This is a genomic window from Acinetobacter sp. T_3_1 (assembly GCF_025377055.1).
GTDB lineage: Bacteria > Pseudomonadota > Gammaproteobacteria > Pseudomonadales > Moraxellaceae > Acinetobacter > Acinetobacter kookii.
This window is the reverse complement of record NZ_JACHVD010000008.1, coordinates 48566-63618: the sequence shown is the minus strand read 5'-3', so window position 1 is coordinate 63618 and position 15053 is coordinate 48566. Positions and strand designations below refer to the sequence as shown.

Sequence of the window (15053 nt, the reverse complement as noted above, 5' to 3'; positions counted from 1 at the left end):
AATAATAACGATGCTTATGAGTAATTCAGATATCTTCCAAACACCAACAGAGTTAAAGTTGGAAAAATTAAGCTTTTGCCCAACGAATGCAAAGGGATTACAAGAATGGGTATCCAATTTATCCATTCTTCAACTGGGGAATTCTTCTAAAGAACTTTTCAATGCATTGCTGGAAATATCAGAACTTAAATGTCCGGAAATGTTGCGTTTTGACTTGATTCAAATCCTGCATCCGACCCTGGATAACGTTTTAAGCAGTCTGGAAAAGCATTTTTTCAATCAGGGGCTGGCGAGCAATGACCGCAGTGACCAGATTATTGAACTGGCGATGCTGTTACGTAGTCATTTTGCTAAAATTTATATCGATATTTCAAAACGCTGCAACACCCAGCTCAGCATGCAAAAGTTTTCTCTATTTGCATTCAACCAGAAGAAAAGTTTGCAGACTGCCAGAATCGTGTCTACTTATTATGCCTTGCAGCAGCTGTCTTTATTGCTTTATCAACAGCATCTGCTGTATAGCACGCCTTTATTTGGACAATGGTTAATTGCACATCAGCTGATTGAATGTGCAATTAAAAATAATTTTTATCAAACCAATATTAACCAGATTTTAGACACGCAACATCCTTTACAAACCGTTGCTCAGGCTTATTCACAACTGGTGTTGCTGGAAATTCTGAATACCCATCAAATTCGGCCTTCTGAAATGCAGGGCTTATATTTATGCAGTTTCGACTGGGCAAAACTGGTCCATATATTACCTAAGGAAACGACGCTTTCTCGTTATATTGTCGATATTCATAAAGACTATCCCCCTGTTTTCAATGTCAATCAATCCAGTTTATATAAACCAACCATTTATATTTCAACGCAAAATTTATTAGATCACCTCTCGGAAACCCAAACCAAAAAGTCGGGTTATCTATCGCGTAATGAAAAGTTATTCTTAACGCCGGCCCTGCATTTTCATATTCACAACCTGCTTACGACCAATACGGAACGTCGTCATGAGCGTTATGAATATTCTGCACAATTACAAATCTGCTTCAGTCTTTCAGTGGCACATTTTTACCTGTCTAAGGGCAAAAACTTTCATGAGACTCTGGATTTAGATAGCAATTATCAGTTCCACAATGAAAGCAGCTTTATTAATTCGATGAATTCGAATATTCCTGCTGAAATGACGACGGCGAAAACTCTAGACCGGGAAGCCAAACAAATTTATCCTGCAGAAGTTCTGGACATCAGTGTCAATGGTTACAGAATTAAATGGAATGGCGCTGCACCTTCGAATTTGAAAACCGGCGAATTTATTTTAATTCAGGAAAATACCCACAGTCCCTGGCGTGGTGGTGTGATCCGCTGGATCAAGCAGTCCACAGCCAAAAGCCTGGAACTGGGACTGGAAGTTCTGGCACAAGATTTATTCCCTTGTGCTGTCATGATCAAAACAGATCGCCATAGCCATAACTACCAACCTGCCCTGATCGTTCAGTCTAGCCAGCTTGATGAGGTATCCACCAGCCTGATCGTTTCCGGTTCACATATGTTTAGAGAAAAACAAACCATTCATCTGCGCTTGGGACAAGAAGAAATAAAAATTTATTTAACTAAAGCGCAAATCATTACACAAAGTTTTATTCATTTTGAGTTCGAATTACTGAATGAGCATCAAGAAAACCTAATCAAGAACTTTATTAATAAGCAAACGAATGAAGTCAAGAATCACGATTTATGGGAAGCATTGAAGTGAGAAATCCATTATTGTCCAAAAAGTTAAAACGTACTGAAACACGTTTACTCATTATCGATGACAATCAGATCCGTTTTAACCAAATTCGTGACCTTTTAACATCAAGTGAACATGTGGTACATGCTACCTTGCTGGATGACTTACAAAATTTTGAAAAACAATTACATCATCCATGGGATCTGGTGATTTTTGGCCGTGCTTATGACCTGAAATATGAACAGGCATTAAGCTTAATCCGCCTGTCTAAGCAACCCAACCTTCCTATGATCCTGCTCAAGCCTGATGATTATCAAGCTGATCAATATGCGGGATATATTCGTAAAGGCGTCTATGACATTCTTAATTTGGATTATCCAGATCGTTTTTATCTCGGGCTTTTACGTGCACTTTCACTCAGTCGTTTGGTCCTGACGCAACAACATTTAATGGAAGAGCTAGAAACAGCTCAAACGCATGCCCAGTCTTTAGTTCAAGAGAGCAACAAAGCCATTGCATTGATTCAGGAAGGTATTCATGTTCAGGCTAACCCTGAATATTTAGCACTTTTTGGAATTAAGAATGAAGATGAGATTGTTGGACTTCCCCTTCTGGATCTGCTTCAGCCTAAAGATTTAAATGACTTTAAGCTACGTTTTAAAAAAATTTCACAAGGTCAGTTTGATTTGGGGCGTTTTGAAATCAACAGCCTCAATGATCAGGTCTCTATTCCCAACCCGCTTAAAATCGAGTTTTTGCCCTCTACGGATGAAGAAGATGCGGTACAAATTACCGTTGATATTGACTCTTCACCATCAGCTCAGGCGATCTCTCCGACTGATGCTCCAAAGCCGAATACTTATCAGCTGATTAATCGCACAATTACTCAACAGCCTTCTGATATCAATGCATTAGTTCTATTCTCCTTGACTTCCTGCCCGGACAGCATTTTTGAAGGTGAATGGGATACTTTCAAAAAGTATTTCAGCAATATCAAGGAATTTTTAAAAGAACAAACTCATGTTCCCTTATTTGAAATGAGTTCTGGAATTTACGTTGCTTTGTTCCAAGCTGAATCCAAAGCCAAGTTAGAGTCAAAACTTATCGGTTTAAGCTCGCTGAAAAAACCGCAATTGCTGTCGATTAACCAAACATCTTATCCGCTTAATCTCAGAATTGGCTATACGCTGTTAGATACTGAAATACGCGATGAAAAACATTTTGAACAATTTATTGCTTCAGCTTATAAGACTGTTTTACCAGAAAATCAGCCGACTCCAGCACTTGAATTAGAAACACCATTAGCCATTCCAAGCATTGATCTGCACCAGCCCGAAATTAAGGCAGCACCGAGTTCGCCTGAAGCAGCCCTACTCCGAGCCTTGCAGCAAAGTCTGGATCGCGGTGAAATTCATCTTAAATATCAACAACTTTACGATAAGCAAGACACCAATTTATATACTTATGAAGTGACCAGTGGCTTTATTTATGAAAATACCTGGAGAGATTTGGCGGGTTTAAGAGAACTTGCAGAAGATCCTGAGTTATCTATTAAACTGGATCGCTGGATACTCGTGGAGTCATGTAAACAACTGCATAATTTCATTACTCAATATCCTGAAGCAAGATTGATTGTGAATCTGAATAAAGCGGTTCTCTTACACGATCGCACTTTCCCTGAATTTATTTCAAAACTCATTACCATTGTGCGCAGTAAATTAAAGCATCCGTTAATTTTACAATTTTCGGAAGAAGATATTAGTCAGAATATTTCAGATGCCCAAAAGTATATTGCCCAGTTACGTCAATTTGGTGCTGAAGTTTCCCTCAGAGACTTTGGTAATACCATTTATAGCGAGTCGATGTTACGTCAACTGGATGTAAATTGTTTAACCTTGCATCAGAATTTGACCAAAATGTTGCAGGCAGAAAAAACGACCCAGGAGTTACAGGAAAAACTGAGCGCTTTCCAGGAAATCAAACCTGGCGAAATCATGCTGCGTGACCTGAATGACATGACCCTGTTTGCAAATGCATGGAATGTGGATGCACGTTTTATTCAGGGCGATTATTTCCAGAAAAAACTGGATCATTTGATTGATGTACAAGACCAATAGGTCTTGTACAAAGTCTGTCATTGAGTCATTGATGAAATGACAGGCATAAAAAAACGGGCAAGAAGCCCGTTTTTTTCATTTTGGGTATTAACGTTTGATAGAACGTGACATACCAGCAAAACGTTGTTTGAATTTGTCGATACGGCCGCCAGTGTCCACATTCTTTTGTTTACCAGTATAGAATGGGTGGCATGCTGAACATACGTCTAGGTAAATCGTTTCTTTACCAAGCGCTGAACGAGTTTCGATTACGTTACCACATGAACAAGTAGCAACTAATTTTTCATATTTTGGGTGAATATCGGCGCGCATCGTCGATTACTCCTAAGTTAAGAAAGGCTTATGCTGTCATCGCAATTGATCACTCTCATGATTAATGAGGAATAAGCTTTATCTAATAAAAAGCTAGACCAACACCACAACAGACCATTCTTTTGGCCCACCGAGACGGATACCGTCAGAGCTAAGCACAACAAGTGGGCGCAATTATACGGGAAAAAATAACAGATAGCGAATTATTCTTTACATTCTTCTATCGCGTTAAGCTCATCTGCAGGATGTTTTGACCAGTAGTTGGCAATGACTCCACAGACCATGAGCTGAATCTGATGAAAAATCATAATTGGGAGAACGATCATACCCAAAGGCTGCCCAATAAACAGGATTTGTGCCATCGGCACGCCACTGGCCAATGTTTTTTTCGAACTGCAAAAGAACATCGCGACTTGGTCTTCCCGGTTAAAACCCAGCCATTTCGGAATATATAAAGCCAGTAGCATGATGATAGTCAAAAACACTGAACAGGCTATGGTCAAAATCAGCAACGTTTGCCAGCTGACTTCTTGCCACAAACCGGCGACCACAGCCCCACTAAATGCCCCATACACCACCATCAAAATAGTACCCTGATCGAATGCTTTGACAATACCGGGCAATTTCAACATATACGGATAAACATAAGGGCGTAATATTTGCCCCAATATAAATGGGACCAGTAACAATAAGGTAATTTGAAGAATTGAGGATGTAGGATCAAAGCCATGTTGCGACTGACCTAAAATAAAGAAACTCACCAATACAGGAGTAATGAACATGCCGACGATATTGGAAAATGAAGCACTGCACACTGCACTGGCGACATTGCCTTTTGCCACCGAGGTAAATGCAATGGAAGATTGCACGGTTGATGGCAAGAAGCACATGAACAGGAAGCCCCAGTACAACTCTTTGCCCAACATCGGTAAAAGAAGCGGTTTGGCCAATAAGCCTAAAATCGGAAACAGGGCAAAAGTGAAAGCAAACACCACCACATGGAATTTCCAGTGCATGATGCCCTGCACCACCGCTTCTCGGGACAGTTTTGCCCCATGCAAAAAGAATAGAATCGCAATTGCCACCGAGGTGATCACACTAAAAATATCCGCAGCCAGCCCCGATATGGGCAGAAGGCTTGCCAAGATCACCATCACAATCAACAAAATAGTAAAGCGATCCAATGCCAATAATTTTAACATCGCTACTTCCTGTAATCATTGAAAATATTAAAAAGCCCAATAAGTGAATTTACCTACTGGTAAAGTTTCATCTTACTGGGCTAAATAAATAAAGCCAGTTTTTCAACTCAATGTTGAATATTTAGTTTATCTATATCACTTTATGATCAGACTTCTTTCATCAATTCTTTTTATTTCTCTTGCGCAGACTTGAAATACATTTCAATTCAGCTCAGGCAGAAAAATACAAAAGATGTGAATAATGATGAAAGAAATCTATTAGTTATTTCTGGCATTAACATCTTGCTGAATCAGCTCAATTTTATAGCCGTCCGGATCTTCAACAAAAGCGATCACGGTAACACCACCCTTCATTGGCCCAGCTTCACGCACTACCTTACCGCCACGTGCCTTAATCTCTTCACAGGCTTTGTAGGCATCATCAACCGCAATGGCAATATGACCATAAGCATTTCCCAGCTCATAACTTTCTGTGTCCCAGTTATGGGTCAACTCCAGTACCGTATGATCTTTTTCATCGCCATAACCGACAAAAGCCAGAGTAAATCGGCCTTCTTCATAATCGCGTTTACGAAGCAAAGTCATACCGAGTACTTCAGTATAGAACTTTAAAGATTGTTCCAAATTGCCTACACGTAACATGGTATGCAGCATGCGCATAATTCATTTTCCTATGTTTTCCATTTTTACAGACACTATAGGGACTTGGTGTGGAAAATTCAATTTAGCAATCTGGCGGTGGATATCATTTATTGTTCCACTTCCCTGTTGTTTTGACATTTTTAAATCATATTATGCTTAACAGCACAGCGCGCCGTAAGGATGGAGTCATTGCTTAGGCTATTTACAAGATAAAATTGAATCCTTACCACAATTTTTAGCTCAAGAAAAAACCCATTTCATCCTCAAGACAAATGGGTTGTTCGTTCATTTTTTTTAAATTTGAATTTAGCTCGACTGTTGCTGATGTTCACGCAATAACTTCGCCACCCAGACCACCAGGATTAAAATGGGAATGCCAATCAGCGTGGTCATGAGGAAGAAATTCGGATAACCGATATTGGTCACAATAGTCCCTGAATAGCCACCTAAAATCTTCGGCGTTAAAGTCATCAGTGAACTGAAAATGGCATATTGTACTGCCGTGAAAGATACGCTGGTTAAACTGGACAAGAATGCAATGAATGCTGCACCCGCCAATCCAGATGCCAGGTTATCGACAATAATGGCAAAATATAGCCACAGTGAACTATAAGGTTTAATCACCTTGCCGCTAATTTCAACATCGTCAGTTGATTGAGCATTGACTGCCGCTAAAGGCTGTACATCAATATCCAGACCTTTTGCTGTGGCTGAACCCATATCGACCGTATAGCGATGCTGTGTGCTTAAAATCGCTTTGTCATTATCGATTACTTCCGCCACAAGCTGTTTTGATGCAGAATTTGCCAGGCTTTCCGCGGGAATAGCGGTGCTAAATACCCCTGTTTTGTCCAGATTGGCATCGAATTTCTGTTCATCCAAATGCAAGACAATTTTTTGTGTCTCAGTCAATGGCTGTCCAAAATACTGGCCACGCACCACCAGACTGTTCTCTTGTTCATGTGCATTAATCACATTATCACTGGTCACCGGCAGAATCTGCATCATGCCCGATTGAGTACCCTGCTGCTGAGCATCCTGTTTTAAATAAGGTACAGCGCTCATGACTGGCGGCTGGGCATCATCGTCATATTGTACTTGAACCTGTACGGCATTGGCTTGGGCCAACACCTGACTCGGCACTTTCAGTTTCCAATAACCCACCTCATCCGACTGCATCTGATACTTGTGCTGACCTACCGTGACTTGAACATCATGGGTCGGCTGACCGGATTTGACCAAACCGATAAAAATTAGGTTAGTTGAGCTGGCAAGAACAGCACCAACAAACATCAGTTTCATAATGTTCATACGCTGTGCCAGCAAGCCCCCCAGGAAACCACCGACCAAGCTGAAAATTACCCCGTAAATTTTGACCGCTTCGGCAATCTGCTCTTTGCTAAAGTTTAAATCCTGATAGAACACATTGGAGATCACCCCGGCAATAATGTCCGAAATACGGTAAAAACCGATGAGCAACAGCAAAACCAAAGCCAGCTTTAGGCCATAACGTCTAAAGAAATCGGCAATCGGGCTGATCCAGGTTTCCATCGCCATTTGCTTGTTGACCGCACCCATTTTGACCAATAATGTGCCCAGCAATACAGCTATCGCAGCAGATCCAATAAAACGCAGGCTTTCAAAGCAGAACAACAGGAACGAATCGGTAATTGCAAATTGTGCCTTAACAGATTCGGTTAAAGTTCCAGAAAAAATATAGCTCACGACAAAGCCAATCACGGCAACAAAAAATACGGCCACCAGACGATAGTAATCGCTACGCTTATAATCTTTATAGCTACGATCCACCTGCGGTTCACGGATCACTAAAGTGGTGATAATGCCCACCAGCATGACTGCAGCCATAACCAAATAGGTAATTTTCCAGGCACTATAAATATAGTTCCCTTTGGCGGTTCCAAGCGAGGCTGCCAGAAACAAGGCACCTGCACCGGCCACAATCATCCCGATGCGATAACCTGCATTGTAAGTCGAGGCCAGCACGGTTTGCATTTCCGTTTCTGCAAGCTCAATCCGATAGGCATCAATCACAATATCCTGAGTCGCTGCAGAAAAACCTAGTAACACGGCGCCTGCTGCCATCTGATACAAATAGCCCTGACCAAGTGCCGGATTAGAAAAAGCCATAATACAGATAGCGCTAATAATTAAAACTTGCGCAATCAGCAACCAGGCCCGACGTCGTCCCAGCTTTTTGGTCAGGAAAGGCACTGGCAATTCATCAATTAAAGGTGCCCAGACAAACTTGAATGAATAGCCCAGTGCTGCCCAGCTAAAAAAGGTGACTGCACTTTTTTCAATGCCGGCTTCACCCAACCATAAGGACAGACTGGAAAAGATTAGAAGAATGGGAATACCGGCTGAAAAGCCTAAAAACAGCATGATCAGTGCACGACGATCGAGAAAAGCAGTAAAGGCAGATTTCCACCCTGGAGATTGTGTTGTCATTACGTTGTTTTTTCTGCAAAACTGAATGCTGCTATTCAAACGCTTAATAAGTTCAGTTTCAACAATAATTGTGAAATCATTATTTTATTTTGTCGATAAAAACGACCTGCGCGCTTGAATTTTTCAACTAAACCTGTATACCTTTAAATCTCTATTGCAATATTTTAGTTTTGGATTTAAACAGTGCCCCAAAAACTCGATCAAATGAATTCTTCATTATCTGCAACAATTACAGTGACTCAACCAGACCCTATACCAAGCAGTTTAATTTCAGCATTCGATCAACCGGAAATTCAAAACACCCTGACCAAAACACAGCTTCATCCCAAACAACTGACGCATATTCCCAATCTTGAAAAAATTCCTGCGTCAACACGAAGAATCAAACCGCTCAATGACTTTCTTGGGCAAGATCGCGCACGTGCCTCGGTTGAAGCAGGCATCGCCCTGCCTTACTCGGGCTATAATATTTTTGCAGTCGGTACGGCAGGCTTGGGTAAACGCACCATGATCAAGCGTTTACTGCAACAACATGCCAAGACCATGCAAACCCCAAATGACTGGGTCTATGTCAATAATTTCAAGTTCCCCCGTCAACCGATTGCACTTGAACTTCCACCAGGACAAGCGCCTAAATTCCAGGCCTTGCTGCATCAAACTTGGCAAACCATTTTAAAACAGCTGGAACGGCGCTTTACGGCTGAAACCTACCACAACCGTATTGAAATGATTCGCGAGCAAACTGGCGATGAACAGCAATCGGCCCTAGTCGAACTGACCAAAGAAGGTGCAGACTTTGATTTAAAACTGATTTCACAAGATGATGAACACTGCTTCGTACCGGTTCATCTGAAAGACAATGAATATCAGGAAATGTCCAAAGAAGACATTAATGCCCTGGATAGCAAACAGCGCGCAGAGATTGCCTCGAACATCCGCTACATGAATAAAAAGCTGGAGCGTTTGGGCTTGCATTTGGGTGACCTGGAAGATGACGCACGGGATCAGGTCCAGCATCTCAACCGCGATATTGCCAAGCAAGTGGTGATGCCGCGCATTGACCTGATTCAGAACAAATACCCCGATGTGGATGGCCTGACTGAATATCTGCAATATTATGCGGAAGATATCATCAATAATGTAGAAATTATCCTTGAGCAAGAAGAGGATGATTTCGCTCCTGGCATCTTCAGTCGCGTGCCTTCACGCTATCAGGCCAATATCATCGTTTCCTATAAGCCGAATAGCGGTGCACCAGTCATTTTCGAAGACTTCCCGACCCACTACAACTTGTTGGGACATGTGGAACAGCTTACTCAAAATGGCACCATTACCACCGATTTCACCCTGATTCGTCCAGGTTCACTGCATAAGGCCAACGGCGGTTTTCTGATGCTTGAAGCCGAACAGCTGCTGGAACAGCCTTATGCATGGCAAGGGCTAAAACGTGCCCTGAAATCTGGAAAATTAAAGCTGTCCTCGCTGGAACATATGCTGACCTTAACCGGCAGCATTTCCATCGAACCGCAAGCGATTCCATTAAATATTAAAGTGATTCTACTTGCAGAACCTGAAATTTATTATGAAATTCTGGAACTGGAACCTGAGCTTGGCAGCGTGTTTAAAATTCGGGCCGATTTCACCGACACATTACAACGTAATGACATTAATGAACAAGCCTATATGCAATTGATTGCAGACTATGTTCAGGCCGACAAACTCTTGCCTTTTGACCGTTCTGCGCTGGCTGCACTACTCACCGATTCAAGCCGTCAGGCGGAAGACCAAAGCTCATTGTCATTGCATGCCTTAACTTTGGGTGACCTGATCCGCGAAGCGCATCATCATGCAGCGCAAGCCGGTGACAAAACCGTTTCAGAAAAACATATCAATACCGCACTTGATCATCGCAAGTATCGCTTGGGTTATTTACGTGAACTATACTGGCAAGATTTAACACGTGGCACGCAGCTCATCGAAACCAAAGGTCATCGTTTGGGTCAGATCAATGCCCTGTCGGTAATTCAGTATGCCGATGTCGAATTTGGCTTGCCTTCACGTTTGACTGCATCGGTCTATCAAGGTGGCGGTGACATTCTGGATATCGAGCGTAGTGTCGAACTGGGCGGCTCGCTGCATGCCAAAGGCGTATTGCTGATGTCGAGTTTCCTGAAAGCGCATTTTGGCCGTGAACAGATGCTGCATTTCTCGGCTGCCCTCGCCTTTGAACAAAGTTATGGTCAGATCGATGGCGACAGTGCAACCGTGGCTGAGCTTTCTGCCCTTATTTCTGCCATTAGCCAGTTACCGATTGACCAGTCCTGGGCCATTACCGGTTCCATGAACCAGCTGGGTCAGGTTCAACCGATTGGCGGTGTCAATGCCAAAATTGAAGGTTTCTATGATGCCTGCAAATTGCAAGGCTTGACGGGCAAACAAGGGGTGATTATTCCCTATCAAAATATGGAACACCTGATGTTGCGTCATGATGTAATTGAAGCCGTAGCCCAAGGTCAGTTCCATATTCACGCCATTGAAACCATTGATCAGGCTTTAGAACTCTTAATGGCACGTCCTGTAGGCACACTGAATAAAAAAGGTCGTTACAGTAAAGGTTCCATTTATGCGGCGGTCATGGATCAGTTAGAATATTGGCAGGCGCTGGAAGATGGTGCCGAACTCGAAGAAGAGCCGAAGAAAAAGAAAAAAAAGAAGAAAGACAAGAAAAAGTCCAAAACTGAAGCGACAACGGATGAAACGGGATCAGCAGCATCGGCTGAAGCTGTTGCAAATGATCCAAACCACAGATCAGAAGATCGCTGACATTTTCTGAGACATAGAAAAAGCGCCTTCAAGGCGCTTTTTTTCATACCGCATCATTACACTGAATTAAGCTTCAGGTGCCGGGCTGTACTGTTCAACCAAAGGTTTTAACTCACCTTTTTGGAACATATCCAGCATGATATCGCTACCACCGATCAATTCGCCATTGATCCACAATTGTGGGAAGGTAGGCCAGTTGGCAATTTTCGGTAAAGTTGCACGAATATCCGGGTTTTCCAAAATATTGACATAAGCAAATGGACGACCAATTTGACTGAGTGCTTCTACCGCACGTGCAGAGAAACCACATTGTGGGAATTGTGGTGTACCTTTCATGTAAAGTAACACTGCATGTTTAGCAATTTGGTCACGAATTAACGCTTCAGTATCGCGTACTTGTTCAGTCATTGATAAATCCTCAACTAATCTGCTTCGCATTATACCCAAAACTGGACGAAACAGTATCTCTAAAGCAATAAATCCATTTTTATTTACATTTGGGCTTTTATTCTGTTCTGGATTTTGCTTATATAAACTTTTATTTTTCCCTCCTAACAGATAAGAGTTAGTCATGAATAACATTACCCTTGCTCCTGTGCAAACTGATCAACCATCTCATTTGATGCCGGTATTTGGCCGTCAGCCGATCAGCTTTGTCCGAGGACGAGGTTCTTATCTTTATACTGAAGACGGTACTGAATACTTAGATGCCTTAACCGGTATTGCAGTATGTGGCCTGGGTCATTCACACCCTGCGGTCACTGAAGCGATTGCCGAACAGGCCGCCACCCTAATGCATACCAGCAACATTTTTGAAGTGCCTTGGCAAACGGCTGCTGCGCAAAAACTGGCAGAAGTTTCCGGCATGGAAGAAATTTTCTTCTCCAATAGTGGTGCAGAATCAAATGAAGGTGCCATTAAAATCGCGCGTAAATTTGGTCATATGCAAGGGATCAACACCCCAAAAATTATTGTGGCAGATCATTCTTTCCATGGCCGTACCCTGGCGACCCTTTCAGCGACGGGTAACAAAAAGGTTCAGGAAGGTTTTGCGCCTTTGGTTGAAGGTTTTATCCGTGTGCCATTTGGTGATATCGAAGCGATTGAAGAAGCTGCAATTCAGCATCCGGACATCGTGGCAATTCTGGTTGAACCGATTCAGGGTGAAGGTGGCGTCAATACTGCCCCTCAAGGCTTTAGCTACCTGGAAGAAATCCGTCAAATCTGTAATCAGCACAACTGGCTGATGATGCTGGACGAAGTTCAAACGGGTAATGGCCGTACCGGTAAATACTTTGCTTACCAGCACACCAATATTGTTCCCGATGTACTCACCACTGCCAAAGGTTTAGGCAATGGTTTTCCGATTGGTGCGGTGATGACCCAAGGCCGCGGCGTCGGTGTGTTAACGGCTGGCAACCATGGTTCAACGTATAGTGGTACTGCCCTGGGTTCACGTGTGGTTTATACGGTTATTGATACCCTTCAAAAAGAACATCTGGTTGAAAATGCTGCAAAAATGGGGAGTTATATCGTTGAGCAGTTGACCCAGCAACTGGCTGATCAAAACGTTAGCGTTCGTGGTTTTGGTCTGATGATTGGTATTGAGTTACCAAAAGCCTGTGGAGAATTGGTCAATGTAGCACGTGATGAATATCATTTAATTGTCAATGTGACTGCCGGTTCTGTCATCCGTTTATTACCGCCACTAAACATTAACCAAGAACAGGCAGATCAATTGATTGAACGCCTGGTTAAAATGATCAAGGATTATTTGGCTTAAGCCTTTAACCCAATCTAAAAAAGCCGCTGATCGCGGCTTTTTTTGTGCTCTATTCTTATGAGACTGTCTGGTAAATTCTTCCGCCGGGTAACTGGCTAAAGTATTGTTTTAATGCCTCTAAACAGCGATGAACTTTCATCGGCTGCTGATCTTTTTTTGCTGTGATGGCATATAAGGTGAAATTTTCTAGTTTCCACTCTGGTAAAACTTCCACCAGCGAGCCATTCACTAAATCTTTTTGTACATCCAGATATAAAATTCGTGCAATACCATGCCCTTGCAAACATAATGATTTTGCAACCAGGACGTTATTGGTACTTAAACGTGATTTCATTTCCAGATTCACTGTTTTATCTGACGCCGCATGTTGAAATGAAAAATGTTGATAATTTTTCATAATATTGATTGGAATCAGGTCATGATGGTTTAAATCTTCAGGCCGCGATACAGGCGCCGACTGATTCAAATAACTTGGAGAAGCCACCAACACCTGCTCTACCAGAGCCAGAGGCATCACATTCAAATGATGATCTTCTATTTTTGGACTCATGCGCAAGGCAATATCAATACGCCCTTCCATTAAATCAATATATTGATTATCTGCCTCTACATGGACAGCTAAACCACGGTGTGCCTGCATCCAGTGAGACAATGCAGGAATCACATGATTCGCACCAAGTTCCGGGGTTGTGGCAATGCGTAAATCCCCTACCAAGTCATCGCGTAACTCGTTGATACGGATTTTCCCACGCTCTGCAGCGGCAAGCATTTCTTGACAGCTGTGGAAAAAGGCCAGTCCGGCTTCAGTCAAATTTAATTTTCTCGTAGATCGATGTAGAAGTGTGACTTCCATTTCATTTTCTAAAGAACGAATTTGCTGACTTACGGCGCTGGTCGTGATTCCTAACTCACGTGCAGCACCGCTAAACGAGCTTTTTTCAACAACACAAGCAAACACACCCATTGCTCGAAGTTGATCTAACATAAATTTCCCTCTGAACTTATGATTACTTTATCTTTCCGATAAAAGCAACTCATTGTATTATACGGTGAAATTTATGTTTTGTATTTGTAAAATTTAATTTATTGGTAAAACGATGGTCGGATTGATAGGTTTACCATTTAAACGTACCTGAAACTCCAGCATGGTACGACTGGTTCCTGTTGAACCCATTTCAGCAATTTTCTGCCCAGCTGTCACATTCTGGCCACTGCTCACATTCATTTTACTGTTGTGGGCATAAGCCGTAATGTAGCCATCGATATGCTTGATCAGAATTAAATTGCCGTATTCTTTCAAACCATCTGCCGCATACACCACTTGACCATCTGCCGCTGCAAAAACTGCATCACCCGTATTCCCCCCATAGCGAATACCTTTTACATTTGCAGCCACATTAAAGCTTGCAATAACTGGGCCATTACTTGGTTTTACCCAGCGCAAAGCAGAAACTTGCGAAGATGCCACGGGTGCAGTTGTCGTAGTTACCGGAACAGCAGGTTGTTTAGCCGGTGCAGTCGGAAGCTGAACGGTTTGGCGCTGAATCGGTGCCGCCTGGGTCACCGCTTGTGTAGTGGTCGTCCGACGTGAGCCTGAATCCTTTAAACGCAAAGATTGACCGACATAAATGCGATAGGGTGCCGCTATATCATTCATATCAGCCACACTGGTATAAGCCAGACCATAACGTGCAGCAATTCCGCTTAATGTATCTCCAGACCGAACAGTATAGTAATCTGGCGCAGCCGCGTAACGTGTTGCATTATGGACTTGTGGTTTTGAAGCACAACCACTCAAAATGGCTGTGGCAATAACAGCTGTAGACAACACCATGGTTTTCAACAAGCCTGCAGGCGCAGCAAATATGCGATACGGTGACACCAAGTGCATTAATCTTCCTCTCTACACATTAAGTCTGTTTATTGGTTTGCGCTAAGATTAGCAAAAAAGCATCTGAAAAATATGTTCAATT

The 15053-nt window shown here is 42.5% G+C and carries 11 protein-coding genes; 4 read left to right on the top strand and 7 right to left on the bottom strand.

What is annotated here, in order from left to right; genetic code table 11:
• Window positions 1–10 precede the first annotated feature (10 nt).
• The gene (locus H4I94_RS09565; protein WP_261182933.1) at window positions 11–1756 is read left to right on the top strand and encodes a GTPase; all 1746 of its coding nucleotides are present in this window, start codon (window positions 11–13) and stop codon (window positions 1754–1756) included.
• Complete coding sequence (locus H4I94_RS09560; protein WP_131273345.1) at window positions 1738–3849, top strand: EAL domain-containing protein; 2112 nt, start codon at window positions 1738–1740, stop codon at window positions 3847–3849. Before H4I94_RS09565 ends, H4I94_RS09560 begins: the two co-directional genes overlap by 19 nt.
• Before the next feature lie 87 nt (window positions 3850–3936).
• Here the strand turns inward: H4I94_RS09560 and rpmE are convergent, their stop codons facing one another.
• The 4 genes from rpmE to H4I94_RS09540 form a co-directional block, all read right to left on the bottom strand.
• Window positions 3937–4161 (bottom strand): 50S ribosomal protein L31, encoded by a 225-nt coding sequence (gene rpmE / locus H4I94_RS09555; RefSeq protein ID WP_001200845.1) that lies wholly within the window; start codon window positions 4159–4161, stop codon window positions 3937–3939.
• Window positions 4162–4364: 203 nt separating this feature from the next.
• A complete protein-coding gene (locus H4I94_RS09550) occupies window positions 4365–5363 on the bottom strand; it encodes a bile acid:sodium symporter family protein (protein ID WP_261182932.1) in 999 nt (332 codons plus the stop codon).
• A 258-nt stretch (window positions 5364–5621) separates the two neighbouring features.
• Complete coding sequence (gene gloA, locus H4I94_RS09545; protein ID WP_092818542.1) at window positions 5622–6023, bottom strand: lactoylglutathione lyase; 402 nt, start codon at window positions 6021–6023, stop codon at window positions 5622–5624.
• A gap of 288 nt (window positions 6024–6311) precedes the next feature.
• Window positions 6312–8474 carry an AmpG family muropeptide MFS transporter gene (locus tag H4I94_RS09540; protein WP_261182931.1) on the bottom strand — a complete coding sequence of 721 codons (2163 nt, stop codon included), beginning with the start codon at window positions 8472–8474 and terminating at the stop codon, window positions 6312–6314.
• Between the two features lie 183 nt (window positions 8475–8657).
• Between H4I94_RS09540 and H4I94_RS09535 the strand changes: the two genes are divergently transcribed.
• Entirely contained in the window at window positions 8658–11297 is a 2640-nt protein-coding gene (locus H4I94_RS09535; protein ID WP_261182930.1) for a Lon protease family protein, read from the top strand.
• Between the two features lie 66 nt (window positions 11298–11363).
• Here H4I94_RS09535 and grxD read toward each other — a convergent pair whose 3' ends face one another.
• A complete protein-coding gene (gene grxD, locus H4I94_RS09530) occupies window positions 11364–11705 on the bottom strand; it encodes a Grx4 family monothiol glutaredoxin (protein WP_086175639.1) in 342 nt (113 codons plus the stop codon).
• Between the two features lie 163 nt (window positions 11706–11868).
• Between grxD and H4I94_RS09525 the strand changes: the two genes are divergently transcribed.
• The gene (locus H4I94_RS09525) at window positions 11869–13080 is read left to right on the top strand and encodes an aspartate aminotransferase family protein (RefSeq protein WP_092818545.1); all 1212 of its coding nucleotides are present in this window, start codon (window positions 11869–11871) and stop codon (window positions 13078–13080) included.
• A 55-nt stretch (window positions 13081–13135) separates the two neighbouring features.
• On the opposite strand, the gene H4I94_RS09520 is transcribed toward H4I94_RS09525, so the two are convergent.
• Both H4I94_RS09520 and H4I94_RS09515 read right to left on the bottom strand, forming a co-directional pair.
• Window positions 13136–14065, bottom strand: coding sequence for a LysR family transcriptional regulator (locus H4I94_RS09520; protein WP_092818546.1), 930 nt, complete (start codon window positions 14063–14065; stop codon window positions 13136–13138).
• Window positions 14066–14158: 93 nt separating this feature from the next.
• Complete coding sequence (locus tag H4I94_RS09515; RefSeq protein WP_261182929.1) at window positions 14159–14971, bottom strand: peptidoglycan DD-metalloendopeptidase family protein; 813 nt, start codon at window positions 14969–14971, stop codon at window positions 14159–14161.
• Between the last annotated feature and the right edge of the window lie 82 nt (window positions 14972–15053).

Excerpts from the sequence above, each read along its gene's own strand:
- H4I94_RS09565 (WP_261182933.1), top strand. The coding sequence starts at position 11 with ATGCTTATGAGTAATTCAGATATCTTCCAAACACCAACAGAGTTAAAG.
- H4I94_RS09560 (WP_131273345.1), top strand. The coding sequence starts at position 1,738 with ATGGGAAGCATTGAAGTGAGAAATCCATTATTGTCCAAAAAGTTAAAA.
- rpmE (WP_001200845.1), bottom strand. The coding sequence starts at position 4,161 with ATGCGCGCCGATATTCACCCAAAATATGAAAAATTAGTTGCTACTTGT.
- H4I94_RS09550 (WP_261182932.1), bottom strand. The coding sequence starts at position 5,363 with ATGTTAAAATTATTGGCATTGGATCGCTTTACTATTTTGTTGATTGTG.
- gloA (WP_092818542.1), bottom strand. The coding sequence starts at position 6,023 with ATGCGCATGCTGCATACCATGTTACGTGTAGGCAATTTGGAACAATCT.
- H4I94_RS09540 (WP_261182931.1), bottom strand. The coding sequence starts at position 8,474 with ATGACAACACAATCTCCAGGGTGGAAATCTGCCTTTACTGCTTTTCTC.
- grxD (WP_086175639.1), bottom strand. The coding sequence starts at position 11,705 with ATGACTGAACAAGTACGCGATACTGAAGCGTTAATTCGTGACCAAATT.
- H4I94_RS09525 (WP_092818545.1), top strand. The coding sequence starts at position 11,869 with ATGAATAACATTACCCTTGCTCCTGTGCAAACTGATCAACCATCTCAT.
- H4I94_RS09520 (WP_092818546.1), bottom strand. The coding sequence starts at position 14,065 with ATGTTAGATCAACTTCGAGCAATGGGTGTGTTTGCTTGTGTTGTTGAA.
- H4I94_RS09515 (WP_261182929.1), bottom strand. The coding sequence starts at position 14,971 with ATGCACTTGGTGTCACCGTATCGCATATTTGCTGCGCCTGCAGGCTTG.